Source organism: Paenibacillus sp. NPDC057967 (genome assembly GCF_042887015.1).
GTDB lineage: Bacteria > Bacillota > Bacilli > Paenibacillales > Paenibacillaceae > Pristimantibacillus.
Window position 1 is genome coordinate 1 of sequence record NZ_JBHVQB010000017.1, and the last position, 26247, is coordinate 26247.

Here is a 26247-nt window from a genome sequence, read left to right on the forward strand (position 1 = left end):
ATCGGACCTGTCGTCCCGGTTGGACCTTGCTCTCCTGTGTCACCCTTCGGCCCTTGCGCTCCTGCTGGGCCCGCTGCTCCTGGATCACCCTTCGGTCCTTGCGCTCCTGCTGGGCCCGCTGCGCCTTTATCACCCTTGGGACCTTGCGCTCCTGCCGGGCCCGCTGCTCCTGTGTCACCCTTCGAACCTTGCGCTCCTGCCGGGCCCGCTGCTCCTGTATCGCCTTTCGGTCCTTGCGCTCCTGCCGGACCTGTTGCTCCTGTATCCCCTTTCGGACCTTGCGCTCCTGCCGGACCTGTTGCTCCTGTATCCCCTTTCGGACCTTTCGAGCCTGTCGATCCCGAAGGTCCCTCCGGTCCCTGTGGTCCTTCCGGCCCCTGAGGACCCTGATCTCCTACAACGCCTGGCGCGCCGCTCTTAACCTCTACGAACACAGCCGCACCTTTCTTATGAACCAAGCTGATTTGATCGCCGGCTTGTAGACTCGCTGCCGTTACTTCTTTGTTCGCATAATTATAGATCGTCACCGTCTTATCCAGCGTATAGCTTTCCTGCTTGCCTTCACGATTTTTCAAGCTTAGCTTCTGGCCCTCGATCGTAACGATAGTGCCTGATCCCAAATTCCAGCCTGCGCCTACACTCTCATCTTCAAGAAATAATTGCGGCAGCATATTGCTTAGCAGTACAGCCATTTGTGCCCTCGTTAACGTAGTTCCTGGTTTAAAGGAACCATCCGGATAACCGTTCAGCAATCCAGCATTTACGGCTGCATGAACTGAACTCACAGCCCAGGCTGACATATCCTTCGCGTCTGTGAAGGTTGTTTTGGGCGAAGATGCTAATGGCTTGCCCGATTTCCACTCTATTGCACGGACGATTAACCGCGCCGTCCATTCTCTACTCGCCCCTGTCTTGCCCCAAAGCTGGACTGACTCCTCGGAAGCTACGATAAGCTTTTTCTCCAGGGCAAGCTGCACGCTAGCTTGCGCCCAGTCATCAACCTCCAGTGAATGGGAAGCTGCTGCGCCACCCGCTTCTGGCACCAATCCAAGCAGACGGACGGTCATTGCTACCGCCTCTTGATGACTAACCGGGTTATTGGGTTGATAGGAACCGGCGGAATTACCCGACACCACATCAAGGAGATTCATTTTGTTTATATCCTTCTGTGCCCATGGAACAGCACCCAGATCAGAGAAGCCTTTTTTCGTTCCCTCTGCAAAGGCCGCTCCAGCGATGAGCATCAGCAGCATAGACATCACCGTCGCGCTTGCCAGAGCCTTCATCCATTGTTTTTTCATCATTATTCCTCCTATTCCGACTACAAATCTAAAATAACTTTAATTTCCAACTTTATTCTACATAATTATGCCTAATCTGCCTATACACTTTAGTTGTACATTTCGTTTTTTTAATAAAAAAATCACCTTTTACAAGGTGATTTTCATTACTGCTATGTCCAAGACTCGCCTTCAGCAAGCAGCGCCCGCTGCGCTTTGGTCAAACTTTTGGCTACCAAATCATAAGAATGGTCGATCATCGACCTCACTTCGTCCGGCGGCACCGTACCGTCTATCGTAACGGTATTCCAATGCTTCTTGTTCAAATGGTACCCCGGCTTAACCGCTTCATGCTCCAGCCGCAGCAACTCCGCCATATGCGGCTCGCACTTCAGCGATATATTTACAACCCCATCGTTCACCCCGATCAAAGCGAACATTTTGCCGCCAACCTTCATCACTAACGGATCAGGACCAAAGGGATAATCCTCTTTCGCTCCCCTGTGCTCCATGCAATATTGCGACCATTCTTCCCTGGTTAAGATGTTGATCCCTCCTATGCTTGTCCACAACGCGGCCATACAGAGAAAAGAGTACGCGCCGCCTTACTCGACACCTACTCTTTTTGTACAATAGAATTCAATGAATTACAACTATAATGGACGACTACTGCGCCTTGAGTGCCGGTGCATTCTTCTGAATGAGTGAGATCTGTCCGGCATGAATGCCAGTATGATACATCAGGCGGCCAATGGCTTCAATCGGCGTCGACGGTCCCATTGGAGATTCAACCGGCTCCTGCCATTTCTCCTCCGGCAGCTCCTTCATCGCCTGGATCAGAAAAGCGTTGGACGCCTCCAGCAAGGCAACCAGCTCACTTAAATTCGCAAACGTCTGCTTCTCCCCGCTGCCTCTCGGTCCCCGGCTTGTCGCAATCTCAAGGCCCTCCGGCATTTTTTGGCCAAAAAACCATTCTGCGAACATATACTCCACTTCCGCATTATGCCGGAGCATATAGCCGATGGACGCAGGTCCAATCGCCAAACCCAGGTCTTCTTCCGGCAGTCCCTTCACCATTTTATGAAAACGGCTTTGGATCGCTTCCCATACGGGCAGCACTGTCGCTACTGTAGACATATCATTCCCTCCTGAATGCTAGTGAGATTATACCTCTATTGCGGCTTCACCTACTTCTTACCGGACTGCTGGTGACCATCACGCGCGACATGCACGAACTGGTCACCAGCCAGATCAATATCAAAGGCTTGACCAAAGCCCGCGACATAACGCCCCTCCGACAAGGTCAGCTCGAACAGGGAGAAGTCCAGACCACGCAGCATGCCGATCATGTTTTTGCCGAACCGTTCACTGAACTTTGCGAAAACATCCTCTGGCTCCGCCTCGCCCAAATTCACGGCGCGTGCAACGAACCGTGCGCGCTGGCGGGCAAATAGATTAGGCGTATTGCTCTCATCCTCAATCAGCATGACGTCGACGTTCGGATTTTCCTCCATATAGCGGTAATGATTGGCAATCCGGCTGATGTAGATATACAGCTTGCCTTCATGCTTGATGAACGGCGCATACGAGATGAACGGACTTCCGTCTGTGCCGACTGTGCTCAGCATGACGGTCTTCAAGCTGTCGGTGAATTGCAGATACTGCTCTTTCACAGCGTCAATATCCAGTGCTCTCAATGAGATCCCTGCCTTCTTCTTGGATTTTTCTTAAAATATGAATGCGCGGAGCCTCGTCCTGTCCGAATCTCTGTATATCTGTCTCGACTCCGTAGACGCTGCGAATCAAATCCATCGTAAAGACATCCTGCGGCTTTCCATATACACAGGTCTTGCCGTCCTTCAGGACACATACCTTGTCGCTGTATACGCTCGCATGATTCAGATCATGCAGCACCATCACCACAGTCAGTTTAAGCTCCTTGTTCAGCTTGCGCACCAGCTCCAATACTTCCAGTTGATGTCCGATATCCAAGTAAGTGGTCGGCTCATCCAGCAGCAGCACTTTGGGGCGCTGAGCCAGCGCCATAGCAAGCCATGTGCGCTGCGCCTCACCGCCGGACAAGGATACCACCAGCCGCTCCCGGTACGCATGCATCCCTGTATGGTGGAGCGCCCACTCCACGATCTCCCGGTCTTCCTCGCCAAGCCGTTCGTACCACTTCTTATGCGGCAATCTTCCATAGCTGACTAGCTCCTCCACTGTCATATCGGAGGGACTGCTGTTGGATTGGCATAGCATGCACATCATCTGGGCTAATTGCTTCGAGCTAAGTGTGCTCAGCTCCCGATCGGCAATGCAGACTTTCCCTTCCTGACAAGGAATGACCCGCGTAATCGCCTTCAGAATCGTCGACTTGCCCGATCCGTTCGGGCCAATAATGGAGACGACTTCCCCCTCTTCTACCTCCAAGGAGAAATCCCGTACGACGGTACGATCCGCATATCCGATTTGCAGCGAATTTACCTGAAGCATGCTTAAGCGCCTCCTCTACGCATGAGATACAGGAAATAGGGTCCTCCGGCAATCGCCATGATGATGCCTGCCGGAATTTGCAGCGGACTGAACAATGCACGCCCTGCCGTATCCGCCACAAGCAGCACGATCGCTCCCAGCATAAGTCCGAGCGGCAAGCTGAAGCGATAGTCCGAGCCGATCAGCAAGCGGGCAATATGAGGCACGACCAGTCCGACGAACCCTACAAGTCCGACCGTCGATACGGAGACCGCCGCCAGATAGACGGCCACGAGCGAGAGGACGAAGCGGACCTGGTTCATATTTTGTCCCAAGTGATGCGCCGTCTGTTCTCCCAGTCGCAGTACATTGGCTTTGCGCACACAGAATAACGCAGCGATCCAGCCGACAATGGAATACGGCAAGATAACCATAACATCACCCATACCTTTGCCGTTTAAGCTGCCGTTCAGCCACTGAAGAGCAGCAGGCAGGCGATCGCTGTACAGAATGGACAATAATCCAATGACCCCGCCAAACACCGCATTAATCGCTACACCGGATAAAATGATGCGAATGGGCGTAAATCCGCCTACACGCTTCCATGCCATTGCATAGACCATCACCGCGGCGAACCCTCCGCCGATAATGGCTGCAATCGGAATAAATGACGAATATCCGGGTACGACCAGCATAATGAAGAGTGCAGCTACCGCAGCGCCGCTGGAGACGCCGGTAAGTCCGGGATCTGCCAGCGGATTAAGCATCACGGCCTGCAGCAATGCACCTGAAGCGGCCAGATTCGCCCCGATAATAAGCGCGAGCAGCACGCGAGGAATCCGAATATCCCATAAAATCGTATTCGATCTCGCGTCCCCTTGACCGATTAGCGTCATCAGGGATTCCAAAGGAGAGAACCGCACACTGCCAATTCCGATCGCTGCCAGGATCGCAATGGCAAGTACGATGCCAACGATGACAATGAGCCCTGTCTTGTTCCTCCCCTTTTTGACCATACTATAGGCTTGTGCATCCCTAGCCATTATTCATACATAATGCCGGCCATCTCATTGTAAGCAGCAACAGCCTTTGGCAGAGACGCGATGCCGAACAAGCCATAGTCCAGTGCTTTCAGCTTGCCGTTCTGGAACGCATTCAGCTTCTCCCAAGCACCGCTGCTCTTCACATCTTCCTCGAACTTTTTGGATACCGCAATGGGATCGCCGTGCGCAACCAGCAGGATAATATCCGGGTTTGCTTCCACGACACTCTCCATATCAAGCGGTGTATACGTTTCTGTCAGCTTCAGTACATCAGAAACGACATTGACGCCGCCCAGATTTTTCACCAAGCTGCCGACAAATGTATTCTCATTCATGAACATAAGCGATTCCACTGAGCCGAACAAGATGAGCACACTAGGCGCTTCCTTGCCTTCGACTGCTACAATAGCCGCCTTCTCATCGGCGTTGAATTTCTCTATGTACGCCTTTGCAGCATCTTCCTTCTGGAACAATCGGCCAAGAGCGGACAGCGACAGCTTCAACTCATCCAAGGAATCCGCCGGCAGATAGCCGGTTGGAAGCTTCGCCGCTGCGAATTGCTTCTCCAAGTTCTCCTTGATCGATGCAGGTCCGAGGATCACATCGGGCTGCAGTCCCGCAATCGCCTCAACGTCTGGCTGATGCGACGAACCGATGCGCGGTACACTATCGAATGCCGCAGGCAGCGTGCTGCTGGAAGTCGGCACGCCGACTGGCGCTACGCCAATGGCGTCGAACAGTTCCGTGATCGCTACAGAGAGTGTGACTGCCTTAGACGGGGATTGATTCTCGAATTGAGCAAGCAGCTCATTCAGCTTGCTCTCGTCAACCAGGCTTTCGGCTGGTTTCTCTATCTCTTCGCCCGCCCCGTTATTTGTAGGCTCGCTCGACGGCTCGACCGATGGCGATGACGAGGCTCCCCCGTTATTTCCTGTATGATTGCCGCATGCGACTGCGAACGCTAGTAATAGTGCAACAACCCCGACTTTCCAACTTCCATACTTCATGTTTGTATTGCCTCCTAGTTAATAGATAATGATAACCATTATCATTATATAGATATTGATTATTATTATCAATAGGCGTTTATTATGCTTGTCCCCTTTATTTTGTTGGCCTAAAATATATAAATGGCAGCCACTAAAGGCTGCCATTGCTTCTTAAGCGAGTCATTCATCTCCAGGTTTACGTTCTAGCTATTTGATTGTCAGGATAATGGACTTGGATTGCATCATAGACGGTCTTGGCATACTTGGGGGTTAGTCTACGGATCGTATGAGTATCTTTCACGTTCATAACGGTTCCCCCATTCTTTTCAATCCAGAGAAAATAGCTCTGCTCACCGAGGTCCACTTTGTAGTGGGGGTCGGCCATATTCACAATGCCCGGTTGTTGCACAGAATCGGTCATAGCCTTGTGCCACATCGCGATTTCCTCCGTATCCGTCACAACTCGCTGAGAACCTTCTTTAACTGCGGAAAAGCCGCTCATTTCATAAAGAGATACTGTTCTCTCTTCCTTGATGTTCGAAGAATTGGCAGCACATCCCGACGCGAACAAGCCTAAAATGAATACAACCATACTTGCAAACCAAACTTTTTTCATCTCAGCCTCCTTGCTTCCCATTTGACAATTTCTATCCTTCGTCATAACCGCTTCTTCTTCCCTTATAAACCTCGTAGAAGGTAAAAAAGAAAAAGAGATGACAGGATGTCATCTCTTGGTTGTTGGATTATTTATGTATGCGTGCTCTACCACTGACCGTTTGCCTTGCGTTGCCTGACGCTTAGTCGCGGCTAGCCAGCTTGGACAGAAGGCGCAGCATCTCAATGTAAAGCCATACCAATGTAACCATAAGACCGAATGCGCCGTACCACTCCATATACTTCGGTGCTCCTTGCTCCGCGCCCGTCTCGATAAAGTCAAAGTCCAGCACCAGATTCAGCGCAGCCACCACGACGATAACAAGCGAGATGCCGATGCCGATCAGGCTGTTGTCATGCAGGTACGGAACGGACAGACCGAAGAATCCGAGTACGAAGCTCAGCAAGTACATAAGTGCGATACCTGCAGTAGCTGCGAATACGCCCAGTCTGAAGTTCTTCGTCGCTTGAATCAATCTGAACCGGTAGGCAACCAGCATAGCGATGAATACGCACATCGTAAGCAGAGCAGCCTGCTGGGTAATGCCGTTATATACCGACTGGTAGTTAGCGGAGAGCGCACCCAGGAACAAGCCTTCGCAAGCCGCATAGATAGGAACCAGAATCGGTGCCGTTGTTGGTTTGAACGATACAATGAGGGCAAGAACAAGGCCCGCAATCGCGCCGCCGATCATTAACCCGAACACATTCTGTCCATTATTGTACATCGACCATGTTACGAATGCCGCGCCTAATAGGATCGCTAGCATGATAAACGATTTGTTCACTGTTCCTTCGATTGTCATTCGCTGTCCGGAGGATACCTGTCCGGAATTCGGGAACGTATTGTCCCTTAATGTTGGATTACCGCTGCGTCCGATCACGCATGAATCACCTCTTCTAGTAGATTGACCATATTTTATCATAGTTCGTACAGCTATACACCAATATAATGCAAACCTTCGATAAATTATGAAATGAATCCATAAAAAAACGAAGAGCGCCAGGCTCTTCGTTTCAACTAGGCTTAATGAGCTGCCGCATAAGCCTCGGACTCCGCCGCCGGATCATGCTTTTCCCTGCCCATAAAGCATGCCGCTCCAACAGCCAACAAAGCCGGGATTAATCCCCACATGAACACTTCTGTAATGGATGATGACACGCCCGACAACAACCGCTCCAGAATGCCTTCCGGAATAGCGCTGCGCAGCGCCGGCTCCATGAGCACATACGGGTCCTTCGGATCAATTCCCTGAGGCATCGCTTCAGTCCCGCCTTGGAGCACCGCCGTCAATCGATTCGTCATCACCTGGCTTTGCAGGATGCCGAATACCGTAATCCCCATCATCATTCCGAATGAACGGAGGAAGTTAAGCGTAGCTGTAGCTGCTCCCCGGTGAGCAGGAGCGATACCATGAATAGCAGCATTCGTTAACACCGAGAAGGAGGCGCCAATGCCAAGACCTACGATAATCATATACAACGTTACGACCAGTCTGGAAGAATCCATGGTGATTGTCGTCAATAAGCCCAGTCCTACTACCAACAGCGCCAGCGTAGACACCAGAATCACCCGATACGACAGCTTCGCCATGACAAAACCGCCCAAAGTCGCCGTCACGACCGTGCCCACCATCATCGGCAGCAGCATCAGACCGGAATTGGTTGCCGTTCCGCCCAAGACACCTTGAATGAAAATCGGCAGATATACCGATGCCGCAATAAATGCCGCACCGCTGAGCACTGCAATGATCGTACTGGCTGCGAACAAACGAATCTTGAACATACTGAAGGAGATGATCGGCTCCTCTGCCCGCCGCTCAGCGATGATGAAGAGGATGAAGAGTACAGCGAAACCAACCAGCAATCCGATAATAGGCAGCGAAGTCCAAGCCAGCAGCTTGCCTCCAAGCTCCAGCGCAAACATCAGGCAGACAATCGCTCCTACGAGCGTAACCGCTCCGAACCAGTCGATTCGGCCTGCATTGCGTACAGTCGATTCTTGATACCCTTTGGCAACCAGAAAGAATGACAACACGCCGATCGGCAAATTCATATAGAAGATCCATTGCCAGCTTACGTAGTCCGTAATGAATGCGCCCAGAAGCGGCCCGAATATGCTCGACATGCCGAATACTGCACCGAACAGTCCCATGAGCTTGCCGCGATTCTCCGGCGCTACAGCGTCAAGGAGAATAGTGAACGTGATCGGCACCAGCGCGCCAGCGCCAATCCCTTGAATCGCGCGATAAATGCTTAGCTCGACAATAGAACCTGCCGTACCGCATAACATAGAGCCAATCATAAAAACGATCATGCCGAACACAAAAAACCGTTTGCGCCCATACATATCTGACAGCTTGCCGAAGATGGGCATACCCGCCATCTCCGCCACCATATAAGCAGCCGTCACCCAGACAAAATGATTCAGCCCTCCCAGCTCTCCGACAATCGTCCCCATTGCAGTGGCGACAATCGTATTGTCCATCGACGCCATCAGGATCGAAAGCAGAAGCCCCGCTATCACCAGACTTGAACTTTTCTTTGAACCACTCATGCTCATCTTCCTCTCAACTTAACGTTTCTTGATTGATCTCAGTGTAGAACACCAAGACTGACAACTGTGTGTCAGTGTTTGCGGAGGAAAAAAGCATGTCATAAAAAAAGTCCTCCCTCCGCGCATACGGAGGAAAGACTCAACGTCTTATGATGGACTCTAAGAGCTGGATATCTTATGCTTCGCTGGCCTGCATATCCGCTGGCTGCTCCGCTTCCTTCGTCCGGGAAGAAAGCAGCAGGTTCAGCAGAATCGCTGTAACGGAGCCTGTAACGATTCCGTTCTCCAGCATCATTTTCGCAAACTGCGGAAGCTCGCTGAAGATTTGAGGCACAGTCGCCGAACCCATGCCTACCGCAATGCTGCAAGCTACAATCAGCAGATTGCGCTCATCACGCAGGTTGATTCCTGCAAGGATGTTCATCCCCGATACCGCAACCGAGCCGAACATGACGATCATCGCGCCGCCGAGCACCGCGTTTGGAATGATGGTCGTAATAGCCGCCAGCTTCGGCAGCAAGCCCAGAATGACCATAATGCCGCCCGCTGCGAAGATCACATCGCGCGTCTTCACCTTAGTCAGCGTAATCAAGCCGACGTTTTGCGAAAATGCTGTGTAAGGAAAGGCATTGAAGATACCGCCAAGCGTAATCGCCACACCCTCTGAGCGAAGGCCGTTCACGATTTGCTGCTTCTCCACCTTCTGATCTGTGGCTTTGCCAACAGCCAGATACACGCCCGTAGATTCAACCATGCTCACAATATTAACGAGAATCATCGTAATAATGGCTGTGATGCTGATTTGCGGAACGCCAAAATAGAAGGGCTGAACGACACTGAACCAAGAGGCGTCTGCAACGTTGGCGAAATCGACAGTACCCATGAAATAAGCAATCACCGTGCCTACTACAAGACCGACCAGGACGGAGATCGCACGCAGGAAGCCCTTTGCGAAACGGTTCACGACCAGAATGACGACCAGCGTAATCAATGCCAGCAGCAAGTTTCTAGGCATTGCATAGTCGGGCATGCCTTGTCCGCCCGCCACATTGTTCATCGCTACCGGAATCAGAGACAGACCGATAATCGTAACAACGGTGCCCGTCACTACCGTCGGGAAGAAACGCAGGATTTTGCCATATAGAGGCGCTGCCAGAATCATAAAGATACCAGAAATAATAATGGCGCCATAGACAGTCGCCAGATTCGACGCCAAGCCAATCGCGATGATCGGACCAACCGCCGTGAACGTACAGCCTAATACAACCGGAAGACGGCTGCCAAAATATTTGCCGCCCCATACCTGAAGAATGGTCGCAATCCCGCAAGTGAACAAGTCAGCGGCAATGAGATACGCCATTTGAGTGGGTGTTAATCCGAGTGCCTGGCCTACAATAATGGGAACGACAACAGCCCCCGCATACATGGCAAGGACATGCTGAAAGCCAAGTGTGACAACTCTTTGTTTGCTTAACATGCTGCTATGCTCTCTCCTCTTCAAGCTGTCTGGTCCTGGTTTCCTCTATGAAATGAACCTCGCCCGGCTTCATCGACGCAATACGCGCCAGGGAATGAATTCGCACACCTTTCGCTTCCAGCAAGCCGCGGCCCTCCTGGAAGCTCTTCTCGATAATGCAGCCTACGCCCACAAGCTCCGCTCCCGATTCTCTTACAATATCAACAAGACCGACCAGCGCCGCTCCCGTCGCCAGGAAATCATCCACGATCAGCACTCGATCGCCAGCGTTCAAGTAACGCTGATCCACGCTCACCTGATACGTTTCCCCGCGCGTGAAGGAGTGGACCGGCGCGGCGTACACCTTGTCCGACTGCGTAACCGCCTTTTTTTTCTTCGCATAGACGAATGGCACGCCCAGCGCAATGCCCGCTGCCATCGCGAATTGAATACCGCTCGCCTCAATCGTCAGCACCTTCGTAATCTGCTCTTCTCCGAAGACGCGCGCAAATTCGCGCCCCGTCGCAAGCGCCAGCTCCGTATCTACTTGGTGGTTCAAGAACGAATCGACCTTTAATACTGTGTCCGACAGGATCGCTCCTTCTCGGCGTATACGTTCTTCAAGCTCTTTCATCTTCTCTGTCCTCTCCCTTGGCTGCATGATCCACTTCAGTTAATCGTTTCTTGCCTCTATTGTTCCGGAAAAAAGAAAAAAGACAGCCTCCACTTGAGCTGGTCTACTCTCAAGTGAAGCCTGTCCTTCGGGATCGCAATCCGGTTCGCACACGCATGGCGAGTCCGCGAAGACGACCCTATCGTCTTGCTCCCGCACTCACTCATAGTCGGACAAATTATCGGTCATCCGGTAGAAACTCATGGGCCATATCCCCAAAATTATATGAGCTTATTCAATTATACTTTAGTATCGTACACACTTTGCGTTTCCGTTTCAAGAGGAAATTTTTATTTTCCAATTAATGAGAATGATTATGAAATAATACTATCACACTAGGAATAAAGGGTATAAGAAAGCATGATACAATCCATAAAATACTGTTCCTTTCCTAACAAAATGATGTGCGTTATGATGAACTCATAAGCAATACAAAGGGGAATCAGATCTTATGCAACCAGACACTCAGCCCTCGATGTTAAACCTGTTCTGGACATTTCTTAAACTATCGCCCGTCTCCTTCGGAGGCGGCTATGCTATCTTTCCCGCCCTGGAGCGCGAGATCGTCGATAAGCGCCACTGGATGAGCACCGAGGCGCTAACCGATACCTTATCGCTTGCCTCAGCCGCTCCTGGCGGGGTTGGCGTGAATGCTGCTATTCTGCTCGGCTATCGAATGAACCATTGGCGGGGAGCTCTTGCAGCAGGCGCAGGCTCGATCCTGCCGTCCTTCTTGATCGTACTGGCCTTATACGCGATCTATACCAAGATCGGGCCTTCCGCTAAGGCAGAAGCCGCCTTGTCGGGCATCACATGGGGTGTGATGACGCTAATCCTGTTCTCGGCCTTCCGAATTGGTAAATCCGCCATCAAAGACCGCACGACGCTCATCTTGCTGCTGCTGGCTCTAATAAGCCTGCTGTTGGGACTGGCTCCCGTCTATATTATTGTCGCGGGCATCGCTATCGGGATCTTCTATGCTGTATTCCGGGGCAGCCGACAGAATAACAACACCATGAACAAAAAAATCAAACACAGCGTACAAGAAGATCCAGCTTATATGTATTTCATTTAATCCAGTCATCTTAGAAAGGAGCGGAGCCTCCCATGTGGTCCATGTTCTTATTTTTCCTGAAGCTGGGCTTCTTATCCTTCGGAGGCGGCTATGCGCTTATCCCCATGATCGAGCATGAAGCCGCCAGACGGCAGTGGATGTCCAGTGACGCCTTCCTGGATTTGATCGGAGTAGCCGGTATGGCTCCGGGACCCGCGGCCGTTAATATAAGCACACTCATCGGCTACCAGACACACGGGATTAGCGGAGCTATCATAGCTCTATTCGGATTGATTCTTCCCTCCGCTATCCTGACACTTGTCTTGCTGACCGCGCTATACCGTCTGCATAAGCAGGCTTGGCTAAATCGTATTCTATACGGCCTGCAGCCTATCGTTACGGCTTTGATTCTGTTTGCCGTATATAGACTCGGCGTAGGCTCTCTGGACGGCTCAGCATGGGATAAACAGCTGCTTGTCGGTATCTTTATTGTAGGCGCAGGCTGGATGATGCTGGTCCGCTATCGCATGCATCCAGTCTTCATCCTGCTGTTCTCCGCGATTTGCGGGGCGGCGTTCCTGACGTGAAGCCAAATCATATCTGAACATGCAACTACGCAAGAAATACGATTCCGATCGCTGTTGTATACAGATTCCTTGAACAATATATTATGGTTGGAATCCGGATACAAAGGCGAACGCTACCGCTTCTCCATCCTATCTCTTGCTCCGTTTGCCCAGTCATGTATGGCAATAAAAATAAAAAACCGCTCCTTGTGGTGGCGAGATCGCCATTTCACAAGGAGCGGTTATTTTTTGTCCAAACGGGAAAAGACCCGGCAAAGGAATTAACCTTTGACCGAGCCTGCAACCATGCCTTTCATGATCTGCTCTTGGAAAATCAGGTAGATCACGATTGTCGGAATTACCGCGATGAACATGGCGCCCATCGTCAGCGCATAGTCAGTGCCGAAGCCGTCGGAGAATAGCGACAAGCTAAGCGGCAGCGTCTTGAGCGCTTGCGTATTGATGAAGACGAGTGCGAACGAGAAGTCGTTCCAGAATCGCAGGAATGCCAGAATCGATACGGTCGAGATAACCGGCAAACACAGCGGGAAGATAATGCGTCCGAACACGCCCCACCAGCCGTTGCCGTCGATCATAGCGGCTTCCTCGATATCTCGTGGAATGGAAGACAGATACGCAATACCAAGGAAGATGGCGATCGGAAGCTCGAACGCTGTGTACGGCATGATTAGTGCCCAGTACGTATCCAGGATACCGACTTTATTCATGAAAATAAAGAGCGGTACAAGCGTACTGTGGATCGGAATCAGCATGCCGAGCAGGAACATGCCCTTAAGCAAGCCATTGAATTTGAATTTGAACCGGGACAACGCATACGCAGCAAGCGTACCGATGACAACCGTCATCACTAATGCGACAATCGTAACGATCGCGGAGTTGAGCATCGCTCTGCCCATATTGCCGAGATCCCATGCCCGAACAACATTATCAATTTGCCATTGCAGCGGCCAAGCATAAGGACGATTGAAGAACTCTTGATTCGTCTTGAACGCGCTTATGATGAGCCAGTACAGCGGGTATAGTGTAATGCCCGAGTATATAAGCAGCAGCACTTTCAGGACCAAGCCAACCGGCTTCTTCCACGCCGCCGGCTTTTCGCCCGCAGCCTGCATTTTTGTCGATGCTTGCATAAGATTCACTCCTTTATCGGTCTAGTTAGACGTCAGACCGCCTTAGCTCCGTCTTTTAGTAATGATGTAGTTCAATCCAATAAGCAATGCGCTGATTAGAATGATCATGGTGGATACGGCGGAGCCATAGCCGTAACGATACACGGTAAAGGTGTTGTTGTACATGTAGGTTGCCAGAAGCTCCGTTGACTGCGCGGGCCCCCCGCCTGTCATGACAATAACATGGTCAAATGCTTTCAAGCTGCCCGAGATACAAAGGACGATCGCAACAACGACCATATCCCAGATCATTGGTAGCGTCACATAGAACAATTTCTTAGATCCAACTGCACCGTCGATTTTCGCGGCGTCATTCACCTCGGAGGAGATGTTCTGAAGCGCTGCGATAAAGATAATCAGGTAAGGACCGATGTTGGCCCAGTTAATCGGAATAGATACCGCGAACATATTGATTTTTGGATCGGACAACCATGCCCGTGTCCAGGAATCTAGCCCAAGCGTCTCCAGCAATTGATTCAGAATACCAATTTGCGGGTGATAGATGTAACCCCAGATCAGACCGACAACGACAGTAGACAGAACCATTGGCATGAATACCGCCGAGCGGATAATACGGTTAAAGAAAGAGTTTTTCAAAAGAAGCAAAGCGAGGAGCAGCGCAATCGGCACCTGGCCGATAATGGCGGAAGCAACCAGGATCAGGTTGTTCTTCAGAGCTCTCCAGAAAATAGGGTCTTGCAGCATCATTTCATAGTTCTTGAATCCGATAAACTTGGCGGAGCCAAGTCCTTTCCAATCAAAAAATCCGTAATACATGGACCAGATGATCGGGATAATCGCGAAAACGATGAAGATCAGTACTGCAGGAAGCAGCGCCAGAGCGACGAAGCTTCGGGTGCGCAATGATGACAGCATGGCGACAACCTCCTTCAATCTTTATCGCGTAGCGCACCTTACCGGTACGCTACGCGAATGGTTAATTATTATTGTGTCGAGCGAGCTTGTGCATCCTGCAGTTTCTTCGCTACATCTTCTGGCTTGCCGCCCATCATGATTTCTTGCAAACCGTTGTTGATCGATTCTGCCGCTTCTGCGGAGAGGTAAGCGTCATATACAGGTGTGATTGTAGCTTCTTTGACTACGTTGAATGCTTTCAGGTAAAGAGGGCTTACATCGGATTGCTCAAGGTCCATGTTGTACATAATCATGGAGTTGCTCTCAGCGATCTTTTTCTGTCCGTCTGGACCGCTGATTGCGTAGATCAATTCGAGAGCTGCGTCTTTAGCTGCGCCAGTTGTGTTCTTGCTCAGTGCGAATCCAGCACCTGGACCACCAGAGATTGTTCCAGCTTGACCTGCTCCGCCTTCAATTGCAGGAATAGTCGTTACTTCGATAGGTGCTACTTGCTCTTCCGTTGCGGAAGCTGCAAGGTTCGTAAGTGTCCATGCGCCGCTGATCATCATCGCTGCTTTGCCTTGGATGAAATATTGCTCAGCTTGCGTGTTGTCGATGCTGTTCGCACCGTCTTGGAATGCTTTGTTGTCTACCAGTTCTTTGAATTTGCCAAGTGCGTCAACAAATACTTGATCTTGGAAGGAAGCTTCGCCTTTAACGGCTTTCAGGAACCAGTCCGTACCCGTTACACGGTCAGCCAGCGATCCGATAATTGTGGATTGCGCTACCCAAGGAGCTTTGTTGCCAAGTGCGATTGGCGTAATTTTGTTGTCGTTGAACGTTTTAACAGCTGCCATCAGCTCCGTCCAAGTTGTAGGTACTTTTACGTTATGTTGTTCGAACAGATCTTTGTTGTAGTACAGGAACGATGTAGCGGAAAGTGCGATTGGAGCAGAGTAGATTTGGTTAGGCTCGAACGTGAAGCGATCGAATGCGCCTTCCATGAAGTTGCCTTTCCACTCTGGGTATTTCTCTTCAAGAGGTGTAATCGGTTGCAGCAAACCTGCGTCGAAGAACTCTTGCGACTGGCTGCCTGCATATACGAAGAATACGTCTGGCATTTCATTGCCCGCTGCAACTGTGCTCAGACGCTGGCGGTAACCGTCAACTGGAATCGCTTGCGCGTCAAGTTCAACGTTAGGGTTGTTTTTCTTGTACTCGTCAATCAGTCCGCGAACAGCTTGAGCACGAAGATCGTCGCCCGCGAAGTTATGCCAAATCGTCAGCTTTACTTTTTCTTTGCTGCCACCGTCAGCAGGCTTGTTGCTGCCGCCAGTATTGGTGTTGTTGTTCGAGCCGCCGCATGCGGCTACAAGCAGGGAAATAAGCGTGATAAGCGTTACAACCAATGTAAGTCTCTTCTTCATTAGAGTAAGTCCCCCCTCGGTAATGTAATCTCAGTATAGTCAAGACACCGAGGAAGTCGTAGGGGGGAGAATTCAGATCGTAGGGGGTGAAATTTCACCTATTGTCCCCGATTGCGGAAATGGGAGGGCGTCTCACCCGTATACCGCTTGAACATCCGGTTGAAATGCTTCATATCCTCATACCCTACACGCTTGGCGATCTCGCTCACCTTCGCCGGCGTTTCCCTTAGAAGTCTGATCGCCCACTCAATACGGGCCTCGGTGACGAACTCAATATAGTTTTTCCCTGTTTCACGTTTAAATAACTCGCTGAAATAATTGGGATTCATGTGAACATATGCCGCAACCTGCGACAGAGTTAAGCTTTGGTCCAGATGCTCGCGAATGTAAGTGATCGTCTTCGCTATAGCAGAATTACGGTCGCCGGACAATTCATCATATTGACTCATAATGGAAGAGAGGATACCGCCCATCACTTCGGCAGGCCGCTTAGCCAGTTCATTCAGATCCAGACTTTCAAGCTGGTGCAGCTCTTGAACAGAATGGCTGACGGAAGCCGCCGCCCGCTCCAGCCAGCGGAAGCCTGCTACCAGGAAGGAGTGAAGGAAAGATTTCATGGAACCGGGTGTCGCTTCGGGGTCTTGCTTGACATATGCTAGCGTGCCTTGAATCCAAGCGTCGAGCTTATTCCGATCCTTGGAACGAAGCACAGACGTCAGACTCGCCTCCTCCTCCTGGGAGCAGACGGTGCGCATGCCTTTGCGACTCTTTATATCATCGTAGCGGATTAGCTTGGAATCGCCTGCAAGAAACCGGAATGCGGTAGCCTGCTCCGCAGAACGCAGAGCTCCCCGCAGTTCCCTGACGTTAGCCGCAATTGAGCCTGAAGTTGCGAACAAACGGCAGTCTAGAATACGCTCCGCGTGCTCGACAGAGGCCTTGACCTTCCTCATGGCCCCCGACTGATTCGAACGAAAGATGAACAGCCAGCCTCCGTTCCAATCCAGAATGGCGCAATCCAGTGATTGGCGCAGCTTGTCGCCCAAATCGCCAAGCGCCTGCTCCGCCTCTGCGCTCACCGTCAAGCTGACCTCTGAGGTGACTAGCCAGAGTTCAAGTGATTCCCATTCCGAAGCCATACGCAGCTCCGGATAATAGAGCAGGATGTTCTCGACCTCCTGATCGGTTACAGGGGAGTCGCCGACGAGCATTCGCTCCAGCAGCTTGGAGCGGAACGCCGTCTGATGAGCTTCCGCAGCCCGCTTCTCTATAATGCGCTTCTGGGCACGCATCGCCGCCGCCATAATATCTCCAGGCCTGCTTGTCTTCAGAAGATAATCGCTAATTCCTTCCCGCATCGCTTGCTGGGCATAAGCGAATTCCTCATACCCGGAGAGGATGACAATCTCCGTATCCGGAAAGTCCTGCTTCACCTCTCGGGCAAGATCCAGTCCCGTCTTACCTGTCATTCGAATGTCCGTCATAATAATATCAGGCTTCTCCAGCGGAATGCGCATTAGCGCTTCCTCGGCGGAAGCGGCAGGTTGCAACAAGGTGAAGCCGTTCTCCTCCCACTTGATCACAGTGCTAAGGCCTTCCCTTATGATGATCTCATCGTCTATGATCAACAGCTTCACGCTTGCCCCTCCTCCCCTTGGTCACGACGGTCGTGATCTGATTGTTCTCGTCCCTTGTCATGCTCCTTCTCCCGTTCCTGTTCAAGCTGCGTAGAGGTCGTCGGGATCGTGAAGGTAATCTTCGTACCCCGGCCCTGCTCACTCTCAATCTTCAACCCGGCCTCCGGTCCATAATGAAGCATAAGTCTGCTATGCACGTTCCGCAGGCCATAGCTTCCGCCTGTACCGATTTTCTCTTCGGATTCCAAGCGGCTCGCAATGCGATCGCGCAGCTCTTCGACCCGTTCGGCCGACATGCCGATGCCGTCATCCTCTACGATAAAGGTCATAATCTCGTCTTCAGCCATTGCACGAACGGATATATGCCCAAGACCATCTCGCTTCAAGATGCCATGGATCATCGCATTTTCGATAAGCGGCTGCAAAAGCAGCTTCAGCATGCGCTTCTCAAGCAGCTCCGATGGAATATCCGCCTCGTATTGGAACTTGTCCGGGTATCGGATCGATTGAATATTGACATAATTATCGATATGCGAAATCTCCTGATTCACTGTGCAGTATTCTTGCCCGCTATTCAAGCTAAAGCGCAAGAAGTCGCTTAAAGAGCCGACCATATCGGCAATCCGTCCCTCTCCCTTCATTAAGGCCATCCAATGAACGGAGGACAGTGTATTGTACAGGAAGTGGGGATTAATCTGTGCTTGCAGCGCCAGCATGTCTGCTTCCTTCTTCAGCGATTCGTTCTTCTTGACCTCGTCCGTCAAGTTCTCGATTCTGGAGCTCATTCGGTTATAGCTAATAATGAGCTGACCCACTTCATCGATCGTCGTGACCGGAAGTGTAGGCAACGGCTCGTCCGGGCTCGACTTCTTCAGGAACTTTGCCAGCGTCGAAAGCGGCTTCGTCACCTTCTGAATGAGGAACAACACGAATGCAATGACGAACAGCATTGCGATACTGACCGCAACCGCCGTTAGCGTCAGGAAATATTGGTTCTGCGACTTATAGGCCTGAGCCGGAATAACGCCGACGATCCGCCAATTCACGTTTTCCATGTCATAATAGAGAACGGTCTTTTTGTCGACTCCCGTGCCGTATTCCATCCAGCTGCTGGTCGACTTAAAGCTCTTAATGCCCGGATAATACGTCTCCAGCAGTTCGTTCTTCGTGAATCCATCGGGTCCGGCCATGATCCGGTTGCTGCTGTCGAGCAGCAGGACAACGCCTCCGCCCTCAAGTCCCGCTTGTTTCAAATGATCGGATATCACGCTTTGCAGCAAGCTTATTTTAAGCATACCCATGGTAGAATATTTGGTCGTGCTGCGAATCGGACGCGACATCGTAATGACATCTCTCGTCCCTTCCGAAGACGTCGTCTGGAGATGAACCGGAGACCACCACTTGGAGTATTCATTATAATAATTCGGGAATTCCTCCGTCACATCGGTCCAGCCGGACTCCGTTACAGATTTCGAGGCGATGGCAGCTCTGTCAGATTGGGGCTCCACAATCGCATTCGCGATATAAGACTTCGATACCGCCATCGTCATCAGAAGCGCCGCTACCTTTCTCTGCAGCTGTCCATCCGTCTCCGGCAAACGCAAATAACTCTGAACGTCCTCAGTCCCAAAATATAAAGCGATAAAAACTCCGCATCCCGGACCATATTGTCCAAATAAGCCCCGAGCAGCGTCAGCGTATTCATGCCTGAGTTAATCGCTTTCTCCTCAGTCAGCTTCTCCGCAATGGAATAAGAGAACAGTCCCAGCGAGAGCACCGGCACCAGCACCGATATAATGATTAATAATGAAAGCTTATGCTTTAGCGATCTTCCGAGCCAATTGTCCATCATGATCCCCCGCCGCTTCTCTAAGTATGTCTATGTTATATAGCATGACGTCATATTAATGTAGTATTTTATCATAGCTTCAGACACCGCGTAACCTTCGCCGCCCGGCGCCTGCACTGTATCCATCGGCATGAAAGCGTTATCATGATAAGGCTGCATGTTAAGTTATCGCTTTTAGCCTAGTAAAGCATACCCCTATTGTCGCCTTCTACTGTACGTTTTTCAATAGCTAACGATATCCATCGCCATCCGATTTATTGCAAAAAAGACCTCCCGGACAAGGAGATCTTCGGCAAATGTATCGTTCAGTGTCAACTAGATAGCCGCCACTAATCCAGCGTACGTATAAATTCATCTACGTCCCGGTTCGCCTTTAGCTGGTTGCATTCATAGCAGGCGCATACACAATTAGCGGGAGTTGTATGCCCGCCCTTCGCCCGAGGCAGCTCATGATCAATCGTATCGCCGTATCTCCCGCAGAATCGGCACGTATAGTTGTCACGGGTCAAGATGAGCTTGCGAAATTCCTTGTTGCTGTACAGCCTGCGAATCGTATGACGATTCACCACGACTGCTGCTCCTTCCCGCACCAGAATTTGCGCAAGCTCGGGCTCGATCTCCTGATACCAGCGCCGTCCGTTGTCGGTTTTTCCCCGCATCCGAATAAACCCTTGTGCTGTCGGTCGAAGGAACGAAACGTCGGTAGGACTTTGCTTCTCCCGCTTAGGCGGCGCAGGCTCCGGCTGAGCAGCCGCAACCGCTTGGCGCTTCTGAGCCGCACCCGCCCGTCGCCTCTTCCGGGGACGCTTCTTGCGCGCAGGCGGCATAGCGACTCCATCCGAATGGCTCGCGGCAGGAGGAGCAGCAACCGGATGATCGACCTCCCGATGATCTCCAGAAATAGCGTAGCTATCCGTTCCCGCCCGGCTTACCGCTGCTGTCTCAGGAAGTGCAGCTGCTCTGCCGCTCCGGCAAGCCCGGCAGGTCCCCCGGCGTCCGTGTCTGCCGGGCCTTCGCCCCGTTCTGCGAAGAAATTCGCCAAGCGGCTTCATGCTGCCGCAGATGCTACAGCGCTTTTCATTCAATTGTGCTTGGGAATCCGTATCTAGTGTCGTCATGCCCTCAGTATATCATGACGAGCCTTTATGTCGAAACGACATTCTTCTAATATGAAAGGAGACAGTAGGTGAAAATACGCTTTATCGCAAGCGATATGGCTCCTGTTAAGTTAAGGACTCGGCCACGCGGATCGGAGCTGCTGCTTCCACGATTGCTTCCTATACATATGTTCGGGCATGCTTGTTGTGGCCAAACTTATAGATCGCTAGCAGAGAGAACATCGCCGCGAACGCAAGCAGTGTCAGCAGGTTCATGGACAAGTCGGCTAACGCAGCACCTTGCTGCAGCTTGCTTATCGTATCCAGCAGCCAGCGCTGCGGCAAGAAATCTGCGATCACGCGCATCGCTTGCGGCATCGCATCAATCGGGAACATGCAGCCGGCTAGCAGGCATGAAGTAATGATCAATGAATTCTGCATCGCGCTTGCCGACATGGAATTATTTGCGAAAGCGACGATAACCAGTGACAAAGCAACGGCAACCCAAGCGAACATTAGCAAGACGACAACCAGCTGCCAAATTGGAAGGCCAGGCTCAATGCCAAAGCCGACAATCATCACAACCAGCATAATCGCCATTTGCACCAGCAGCACAAGCATATTCACGGCCACATTGGACGTTACGTAAGCTTTGGCCGAGACGGGAGAAGCCAACACCCTGAAGTACGTACGATTCTCCTTCTCCTTGATCATGAATGCCGACAAATGGACGGCCGAGAACATCATGAAAATGATCAAGTATCCGATCGCGCGGTTTGCCATATCACGCTGTGCCGATGTGTCTGTCACTTCTTCCGACAGCAGCCCAAATTCCGCCGCCTTGTACTTGACGTAGACCGTATCAAAGCTATCCCCGCCGCTTTGAGCCATCATGCCGATTGTCGTCAGATTCCCCATGTAAGAATCCAGATAGGACCGGATATAAGATGCCGCCGCGGAACCTTCAAGAGCGATCAGCTCTATAGGGGATTCCGCCTTGCCAGTCTTAACCCCTGCTGAGAAGCCGCTTGGCAGAATAACTGCCGCATCCAGTTCTCCCGCAAGCACGAGCTCGCGCGCCTCTTCCTCCTGAACGTCACTCCATTCCACTTGACTGATGCCATCCAGAAAATGAACGACATCCGACGCAACCACTTGTTCACCATCCTGGTTCACTACGCCAATCCGAACCGACACATCACCTGGCCCGCTATAGATGAGAAAGGCAAGCCCGATGCCGAGGACCGGCGTGAGCAAATACAGCAGCAAGCTCTTGTAACTCCGCAGCATAGTCAGGGCCGTTCTTCGAATCAACCATATCGTATCTCTCATTGCTACAGCCCTTCCCTTCTTCTCATCATGACAGCCGCTATAAGGAGCATCGCCGCGGCAACGCCAAGATTAAGCGCAGACGCGGTTAAAGCCGTTCCAGTCTCGCCGCCGTATATAATGTCCATCAATGCTTCATTGGACCAAGTAAGCGGGGAATAGGGAGCCAGCTTGCTGACAAAATCCCCGTTATCTTCAATGCGGTAATACGAACCGCCGAAGAAGCATGCCAACTGGATGATCGTCATAATGACAATGCCGGAAGCCTTGCCTTTGACAATATAGCTGATTCCAAGCCCCAAGCTTAGCGCAAAGGCGATCTCCGAGAGCAGCACGAGCCAGACCATAGGGAGATTGTCGCCCCAATTCGCGTTGTACATATATTTGCTGATCAGCATAATTAGCGCGACAAATGCTGCATGGAGCACCATCGTGCCCAAAATCTTGCCCACAAAAATCTCGCCCTTGGAAATCGGAGAGGCTAACAAACGAATAGCCGTATTGCGCGTTCTCTCGCTGTCAATAAGATTCCCTGCCGTTGCAGCGCTATATAAGATAATCATTGTCGTAACCGCAATCGCAAAATAGTCCATCGCTCCCGGCATGTGTGAGCCTTGAAGCAAAGTCTCCTTCACATAGCTTCCTTGCACCATGCTCTCCGGCTCCGGCGCAGCCCCGGCAAGGCTCAGCTTATAGCGATCGGCAAATGCCGACAGGATACCGCTTACCATGCTGTTCTCCACACTGCTTCGGCTATTGCCATAATAGTGAACGCCGGATGGATTCAATGCTGCATATCCGGAGTAGCTGCCGTCTCGCACCCCCTCCATCGCTTCCGAATCGTTCCCCTCGAACTTCTCGAAAACCATATGCTCTGTACCGGATTGGCTCAACCAGAGCTCCCAATTCGCACCGATCGCGCCATCCTCGCTATTGTCCGAATAGATGACTCGAATATCGCCGATCGCAACGCTGGCGTTAAAAGCGCTGGACAACAGCGACCCCATAATCAGCATTAGCAGAACAGGCGTAGCCAGCATGAATACAAGCATCCTCACATCGCGAAACGTCATTAACTCCTTGACTGCTATCCGCCATATGTTCATGAATTCGTCCCTCCTCTCCCGTATCGCCGTTATGAATCCCGCAAGCTTCTGCCCGTCAGCGTCAGGAATACCGTCTCCAGGCTCGGCTGGCTTTCCTCTACCGAGCGTATCTCGATGTTCGCTGCGAGCAGCCCCTGAATAATGCGGTTCAGACTGTTTACTTCTGCATCGGTGCTGATGCTTACGCTATTCTGCTCTTCATTGACGATGACAGCCCGTACACCGGCAATCTCACGCAGCTTACCCGTATCGAGTCCCTCGATAGAACGAACGTCGATGCGGATATCCTTCTGGTCAGTAATAATAGATTTCAGCTGTGCCTTCGTTCCCTCCGCAATCACTTTGCCGTGATCGAGAATGGCGATTCGGGTACACAGCTCTTCGACTTCCTCCATGTAGTGACTGGTGTAGATAATGGTGCTGCCCATCTCGTTCAGCTTCCGCACCGAATTCAGAATATAATTGCGGGACTGGGGATCGATACCAACCGTCGGCTCATCCATAATGATCAGCTTCGGACGGTGGGCAATCGCACAGGCAATATTCAGCCTTCGCTTCATGCCGCCGGAGAAATCTCTCGGGTAGCTGCGATGCTTGTCGCTCAAGCCTGTGAACGCCAGCGCCTCCTCCGCTCTGCGCTTCAACTCCGCGCCTCTTAGTCCGAATAGTCCGGCAAAAAAATGAACATTCTCATATGCCGTCATATCCTCATAAATCGCCAGCTCCTGCGGCACGATGCCGATATTAGACTTCGCGAACTTGCCGTTTTTGGCGATGTTTTTGCCCAGCAGCTCGATCTCGCCTTTCGTAATTGGAATGAGTGAAGCAATCATGTTAATCGTTGTGCTTTTCCCCGCTCCATTCGCGCCCAGCAGACCGAAGATTTCACCCTCTTGAACTGCGAGCGTCAATTGATCGACTGCAGCGAATTCCCCGTATTTTTTGGTCAGCTTTTTCAGTTGCAATACGTTCATCGCTCATCCTCCCGCTTCGTTTTCAACTTACGTTCATCATATAAAAAAGGGATGAACCTGCGTAGTGCACAAGTTCATCCTTTATCCATGAGAATCTTCATGGTCCACCTATGAACCATTCATGCGCTTGCTAAGGGAATAAGCGTCGTGACGGCAAAACCCTTGGACCCGTCCACAATAATCTTGCCGCTTACGGCTGCCGTCCGCTCCTCCATTCCAACGATGCCAAGCCCTTTGATCACCTTGGATGCGCCTGCGCCATTATCGCTTACGCTTGCTTTGATCATCGTATGGAGCACTTGGATATGAATCGATACAACCGTAGCCTCGGCATACTTGACCGTATTCGTCAGCGCTTCGGTTACATTCTGTTGAAGGATGCGCCAGTGGAGCGGCTCAATCCGATCGAGATCCCCCTCATAGGTCAGCTGTGTCTCCATCTCATGCGTCGCGGCGAATTCATCCGCCAGCACTCGCATCCGATTCATGCCGAGCTGCTCATTGAGCGGCTTCATGCTCTTGAGCACCTGGCGAATCTGCTCAATGCCGTCCTTGGAAATATGTATGGCATTCTGAAGCAGCTCAGCCGACCTTACGGCGTCTGTCGCATACAGCCGCTTCGCGGCTTCCATCTGGATCAGCGCTCCGGTCATAGAGTGGCCGATCCGGTCATGAATTTCCTGCGAGAGCCGGTTGCGCTCCTCCAGCTTGAACATATATTCCGACTGTCTCCTGTGCTCCATGCTCTCCTGAAGCTGCTTCTTCAGTCGGTATTGCTCCTCTCGCATCGCTTCCAGCGTGCTGCGGTAAGCCCTGCTCTTGTCGGTGTATGCTGACAGAACCGTGAGAAAGAGATAGCTAAAAGCTGCTGCCAGCCCATAGCTGGTATACAGCTCCTTGGGAAGCAGAAGAATCGGAGCCAGCATCAATAGCAGAACAGGCGCAGGATGCCTCAGCAGAGGTACGGCAAGACGATGCAGGTTCACGGGTATCAACAGCGCCAGGAGCGGATTCAGCTCATAGGAGATGGCGATGATGAACAGGATGGACACCGCGGCGCCTACCCCCTGCATCGTGACGGAGCGCATAATATGAGTGAATAGATCCAGGCTGATATAGAGCAGAACAGCAGCCGTATACCACCCGGTTAGCCCGCTCTCGGACAGGTAGATGGAACCCGTCACGTAGAGCAGCAACACAAGCTTGAACATGAGCGTCCAATTCTCCGGCCGTATCTCGCGCTCCCTCACTTATTTGCCCTCGCCCGTCAAATAATAAATCGCAATCTGTGTCCGATGCTCCAGTCCCGTCTTGCTTAAGATGGAGGTGATGTGGTTGGCTGCGGTACCTTCCGATATGTACAGCTGCTTGGAAATCTCCTTATTGGACAAGCCCTTCGCAATAAGCGCCATAATATCCAGCTCTCTTGCCGTGAACAGGGTTTTGTCGATTTTCTCTCCAGCCGCTGGCGCCTGCTCTTGTTCTCTTGCCGTCATCAAGCCGGATGCCAGCTTGGTCAGCACGACGTCCTGCAGCACATGATGTCCGTGGTAAACGGTACGAATCGCATCCCGAATCCGTTCGGGATCATTATTTTTCAACAGATAACCCTTCGCACCGTTGCGAATGGCATTCTGAATAAACTGGTCATCGTCGAAGGTCGTTAGTATTAGCGCTTTGGTTCGTGTTCGCTCGGTAATCAGCTTGGTCGCCTCCACTCCGCTCATGACCGGCATCTGCACATCAAGCAGCGCAACATCCACCTCATGGGACTCGCAATAGTCGACAGCCTCCCGGCCATTCTGTACCGTTGCAGTAACCTCGAACTCTTCGAATGTCGATAATATGATTTTCATGCCTTCTCTTACAAAGGAATTATCATCTGCGATCAATACTTTAATCTTCATAACGCTTCACTCTCCCGTTCGAAGCTCCTAAGTCTGCTCACAGCTTATCGCACCCTCTAATGGTTTGTAAATAACCGGAATTACTCGTCTCTAGGAAAACCGGCACGAGAGAATCAGCCCGGACAAAGCACC

At 51.5% G+C, this 26247-nt stretch carries 26 protein-coding genes and 1 riboswitch; of the genes, 2 read left to right on the forward strand and 24 right to left on the reverse strand.

Features of this window, described 5'->3' with window-relative positions; all coding sequences use genetic code 11:
- The 12 genes from ACFVSO_RS28595 to ACFVSO_RS28650 form a co-directional block, all read right to left on the reverse strand.
- Window positions 1-1304, reverse strand: a 1304-nt coding sequence (locus ACFVSO_RS28595; RefSeq protein WP_387480112.1) for an S-layer homology domain-containing protein, incomplete at its 3' end; no start/stop codon positions are given.
- A gap of 149 nt (window positions 1305-1453) precedes the next feature.
- Window positions 1454-1792, reverse strand: coding sequence for an MmcQ/YjbR family DNA-binding protein (locus tag ACFVSO_RS28600; protein ID WP_387480145.1), 339 nt, complete (start codon window positions 1790-1792; stop codon window positions 1454-1456).
- Between the two features lie 154 nt (window positions 1793-1946).
- Complete coding sequence (locus ACFVSO_RS28605) at window positions 1947-2417, reverse strand: DinB family protein (RefSeq protein WP_387480113.1); 471 nt, start codon at window positions 2415-2417, stop codon at window positions 1947-1949.
- Between the two features lie 50 nt (window positions 2418-2467).
- Window positions 2468-2977, reverse strand: coding sequence for a HugZ family pyridoxamine 5'-phosphate oxidase (locus ACFVSO_RS28610; protein ID WP_387480114.1), 510 nt, complete (start codon window positions 2975-2977; stop codon window positions 2468-2470).
- Entirely contained in the window at window positions 2958-3773 is an 816-nt protein-coding gene (locus tag ACFVSO_RS28615) for an ABC transporter ATP-binding protein (RefSeq protein WP_387480115.1), read from the reverse strand. Before ACFVSO_RS28615 ends, ACFVSO_RS28610 begins: the two co-directional genes overlap by 20 nt.
- A 2-nt stretch (window positions 3774-3775) precedes the next feature.
- Complete coding sequence (locus ACFVSO_RS28620; RefSeq protein ID WP_387480116.1) at window positions 3776-4768, reverse strand: FecCD family ABC transporter permease; 993 nt, start codon at window positions 4766-4768, stop codon at window positions 3776-3778.
- 26 nt (window positions 4769-4794) lie between these two features.
- The gene (locus ACFVSO_RS28625) at window positions 4795-5802 is read right to left on the reverse strand and encodes a helical backbone metal receptor (protein ID WP_387480117.1); all 1008 of its coding nucleotides are present in this window, start codon (window positions 5800-5802) and stop codon (window positions 4795-4797) included.
- Between the two features lie 178 nt (window positions 5803-5980).
- On the reverse strand, window positions 5981-6400 hold the full coding sequence (locus ACFVSO_RS28630; RefSeq protein ID WP_387480118.1) for a YhfM domain-containing protein: 420 nt from the start codon (window positions 6398-6400) through the stop codon (window positions 5981-5983).
- A gap of 181 nt (window positions 6401-6581) precedes the next feature.
- Window positions 6582-7322: a Bax inhibitor-1/YccA family protein gene (locus ACFVSO_RS28635; RefSeq protein WP_387480119.1), complete on the reverse strand. Its 741-nt coding sequence runs from the start codon at window positions 7320-7322 to the stop codon at window positions 6582-6584.
- A 143-nt stretch (window positions 7323-7465) separates the two neighbouring features.
- Window positions 7466-8995 (reverse strand): MDR family MFS transporter, encoded by a 1530-nt coding sequence (locus ACFVSO_RS28640; RefSeq protein WP_387480120.1) that lies wholly within the window; start codon window positions 8993-8995, stop codon window positions 7466-7468.
- 175 nt (window positions 8996-9170) lie between these two features.
- The gene (locus tag ACFVSO_RS28645) at window positions 9171-10472 is read right to left on the reverse strand and encodes a nucleobase:cation symporter-2 family protein (protein ID WP_387480121.1); all 1302 of its coding nucleotides are present in this window, start codon (window positions 10470-10472) and stop codon (window positions 9171-9173) included.
- Between the two features lie 4 nt (window positions 10473-10476).
- Window positions 10477-11085: a xanthine phosphoribosyltransferase gene (locus ACFVSO_RS28650; RefSeq protein WP_387480122.1), complete on the reverse strand. Its 609-nt coding sequence runs from the start codon at window positions 11083-11085 to the stop codon at window positions 10477-10479.
- Between the two features lie 185 nt (window positions 11086-11270).
- A riboswitch (purine riboswitch) is annotated at window positions 11271-11373 on the reverse strand.
- A 202-nt stretch (window positions 11374-11575) separates the two neighbouring features.
- On the opposite strand from ACFVSO_RS28650, the gene ACFVSO_RS28655 reads away from it, so the two are divergent.
- Both ACFVSO_RS28655 and ACFVSO_RS28660 read left to right on the forward strand, forming a co-directional pair.
- Window positions 11576-12199 (forward strand): chromate transporter, encoded by a 624-nt coding sequence (locus tag ACFVSO_RS28655; protein ID WP_387480123.1) that lies wholly within the window; start codon window positions 11576-11578, stop codon window positions 12197-12199.
- Between the two features lie 32 nt (window positions 12200-12231).
- On the forward strand, window positions 12232-12765 hold the full coding sequence (locus tag ACFVSO_RS28660; RefSeq protein ID WP_387480124.1) for a chromate transporter: 534 nt from the start codon (window positions 12232-12234) through the stop codon (window positions 12763-12765).
- A 260-nt stretch (window positions 12766-13025) separates the two neighbouring features.
- Here ACFVSO_RS28660 and ACFVSO_RS28665 read toward each other — a convergent pair whose 3' ends face one another.
- The 12 genes from ACFVSO_RS28665 to ACFVSO_RS28720 form a co-directional block, all read right to left on the reverse strand.
- The gene (locus ACFVSO_RS28665) at window positions 13026-13895 is read right to left on the reverse strand and encodes a carbohydrate ABC transporter permease (RefSeq protein WP_387480125.1); all 870 of its coding nucleotides are present in this window, start codon (window positions 13893-13895) and stop codon (window positions 13026-13028) included.
- Between the two features lie 42 nt (window positions 13896-13937).
- Window positions 13938-14810: a carbohydrate ABC transporter permease gene (locus ACFVSO_RS28670; RefSeq protein WP_119801828.1), complete on the reverse strand. Its 873-nt coding sequence runs from the start codon at window positions 14808-14810 to the stop codon at window positions 13938-13940.
- A gap of 68 nt (window positions 14811-14878) precedes the next feature.
- On the reverse strand, window positions 14879-16216 hold the full coding sequence (locus ACFVSO_RS28675; RefSeq protein WP_387480126.1) for an extracellular solute-binding protein: 1338 nt from the start codon (window positions 16214-16216) through the stop codon (window positions 14879-14881).
- Window positions 16217-16314: 98 nt separating this feature from the next.
- Window positions 16315-17853 carry a helix-turn-helix domain-containing protein gene (locus ACFVSO_RS28680; RefSeq protein WP_387480127.1) on the reverse strand — a complete coding sequence of 513 codons (1539 nt, stop codon included), beginning with the start codon at window positions 17851-17853 and terminating at the stop codon, window positions 16315-16317.
- Complete coding sequence (locus ACFVSO_RS28685; RefSeq protein WP_387480128.1) at window positions 17850-19451, reverse strand: sensor histidine kinase; 1602 nt, start codon at window positions 19449-19451, stop codon at window positions 17850-17852. The genes ACFVSO_RS28680 and ACFVSO_RS28685 overlap by 4 nt, the downstream gene beginning before the upstream one ends.
- Entirely contained in the window at window positions 19415-19705 is a 291-nt protein-coding gene (locus ACFVSO_RS28690) for a hypothetical protein (RefSeq protein WP_387480129.1), read from the reverse strand. Before ACFVSO_RS28690 ends, ACFVSO_RS28685 begins: the two co-directional genes overlap by 37 nt.
- Before the next feature lie 326 nt (window positions 19706-20031).
- On the reverse strand, window positions 20032-20820 hold the full coding sequence (locus ACFVSO_RS28695) for an HNH endonuclease (RefSeq protein ID WP_387480130.1): 789 nt from the start codon (window positions 20818-20820) through the stop codon (window positions 20032-20034).
- A gap of 159 nt (window positions 20821-20979) precedes the next feature.
- Entirely contained in the window at window positions 20980-22131 is a 1152-nt protein-coding gene (locus ACFVSO_RS28700; protein ID WP_387480131.1) for an ABC transporter permease, read from the reverse strand.
- 2 nt (window positions 22132-22133) lie between these two features.
- Window positions 22134-23234, reverse strand: coding sequence for an ABC transporter permease (locus tag ACFVSO_RS28705; RefSeq protein ID WP_387480132.1), 1101 nt, complete (start codon window positions 23232-23234; stop codon window positions 22134-22136).
- Between the two features lie 29 nt (window positions 23235-23263).
- Complete coding sequence (locus ACFVSO_RS28710) at window positions 23264-24208, reverse strand: ABC transporter ATP-binding protein (RefSeq protein ID WP_387480133.1); 945 nt, start codon at window positions 24206-24208, stop codon at window positions 23264-23266.
- A gap of 119 nt (window positions 24209-24327) precedes the next feature.
- On the reverse strand, window positions 24328-25458 hold the full coding sequence (locus tag ACFVSO_RS28715; RefSeq protein ID WP_387480134.1) for a sensor histidine kinase: 1131 nt from the start codon (window positions 25456-25458) through the stop codon (window positions 24328-24330).
- Window positions 25459-26115 carry a response regulator gene (locus tag ACFVSO_RS28720; RefSeq protein ID WP_387480135.1) on the reverse strand — a complete coding sequence of 219 codons (657 nt, stop codon included), beginning with the start codon at window positions 26113-26115 and terminating at the stop codon, window positions 25459-25461.
- Window positions 26116-26247 lie beyond the last annotated feature (132 nt).

What these genes read in the sequence shown, in the direction of transcription:
- ACFVSO_RS28600 (WP_387480145.1), bottom strand. Translation starts at nt 1,792, where the DNA reads ATGGAGCACAGGGGAGCGAAAGAGGATTATCCCTTTGGTCCTGATCCG.
- ACFVSO_RS28605 (WP_387480113.1), bottom strand. Translation starts at nt 2,417, where the DNA reads ATGTCTACAGTAGCGACAGTGCTGCCCGTATGGGAAGCGATCCAAAGC.
- ACFVSO_RS28615 (WP_387480115.1), bottom strand. Translation starts at nt 3,773, where the DNA reads ATGCTTCAGGTAAATTCGCTGCAAATCGGATATGCGGATCGTACCGTC.
- ACFVSO_RS28620 (WP_387480116.1), bottom strand. Translation starts at nt 4,768, where the DNA reads ATGGTCAAAAAGGGGAGGAACAAGACAGGGCTCATTGTCATCGTTGGC.
- ACFVSO_RS28625 (WP_387480117.1), bottom strand. Translation starts at nt 5,802, where the DNA reads ATGAAGTATGGAAGTTGGAAAGTCGGGGTTGTTGCACTATTACTAGCG.
- ACFVSO_RS28630 (WP_387480118.1), bottom strand. Translation starts at nt 6,400, where the DNA reads ATGAAAAAAGTTTGGTTTGCAAGTATGGTTGTATTCATTTTAGGCTTG.
- ACFVSO_RS28640 (WP_387480120.1), bottom strand. Translation starts at nt 8,995, where the DNA reads ATGAGTGGTTCAAAGAAAAGTTCAAGTCTGGTGATAGCGGGGCTTCTG.
- ACFVSO_RS28645 (WP_387480121.1), bottom strand. Translation starts at nt 10,472, where the DNA reads ATGTTAAGCAAACAAAGAGTTGTCACACTTGGCTTTCAGCATGTCCTT.
- ACFVSO_RS28650 (WP_387480122.1), bottom strand. Translation starts at nt 11,085, where the DNA reads ATGAAAGAGCTTGAAGAACGTATACGCCGAGAAGGAGCGATCCTGTCG.
- ACFVSO_RS28655 (WP_387480123.1), top strand. Translation starts at nt 11,576, where the DNA reads ATGCAACCAGACACTCAGCCCTCGATGTTAAACCTGTTCTGGACATTT.
- ACFVSO_RS28660 (WP_387480124.1), top strand. Translation starts at nt 12,232, where the DNA reads ATGTGGTCCATGTTCTTATTTTTCCTGAAGCTGGGCTTCTTATCCTTC.
- ACFVSO_RS28665 (WP_387480125.1), bottom strand. Translation starts at nt 13,895, where the DNA reads ATGCAAGCATCGACAAAAATGCAGGCTGCGGGCGAAAAGCCGGCGGCG.
- ACFVSO_RS28670 (WP_119801828.1), bottom strand. Translation starts at nt 14,810, where the DNA reads ATGCTGTCATCATTGCGCACCCGAAGCTTCGTCGCTCTGGCGCTGCTT.
- ACFVSO_RS28675 (WP_387480126.1), bottom strand. Translation starts at nt 16,216, where the DNA reads ATGAAGAAGAGACTTACATTGGTTGTAACGCTTATCACGCTTATTTCC.
- ACFVSO_RS28690 (WP_387480129.1), bottom strand. Translation starts at nt 19,705, where the DNA reads ATGATGGACAATTGGCTCGGAAGATCGCTAAAGCATAAGCTTTCATTA.
- ACFVSO_RS28695 (WP_387480130.1), bottom strand. Translation starts at nt 20,820, where the DNA reads ATGACGACACTAGATACGGATTCCCAAGCACAATTGAATGAAAAGCGC.
- ACFVSO_RS28700 (WP_387480131.1), bottom strand. Translation starts at nt 22,131, where the DNA reads ATGAGAGATACGATATGGTTGATTCGAAGAACGGCCCTGACTATGCTG.
- ACFVSO_RS28705 (WP_387480132.1), bottom strand. Translation starts at nt 23,234, where the DNA reads ATGAACATATGGCGGATAGCAGTCAAGGAGTTAATGACGTTTCGCGAT.
- ACFVSO_RS28710 (WP_387480133.1), bottom strand. Translation starts at nt 24,208, where the DNA reads ATGAACGTATTGCAACTGAAAAAGCTGACCAAAAAATACGGGGAATTC.
- ACFVSO_RS28720 (WP_387480135.1), bottom strand. Translation starts at nt 26,115, where the DNA reads ATGAAGATTAAAGTATTGATCGCAGATGATAATTCCTTTGTAAGAGAA.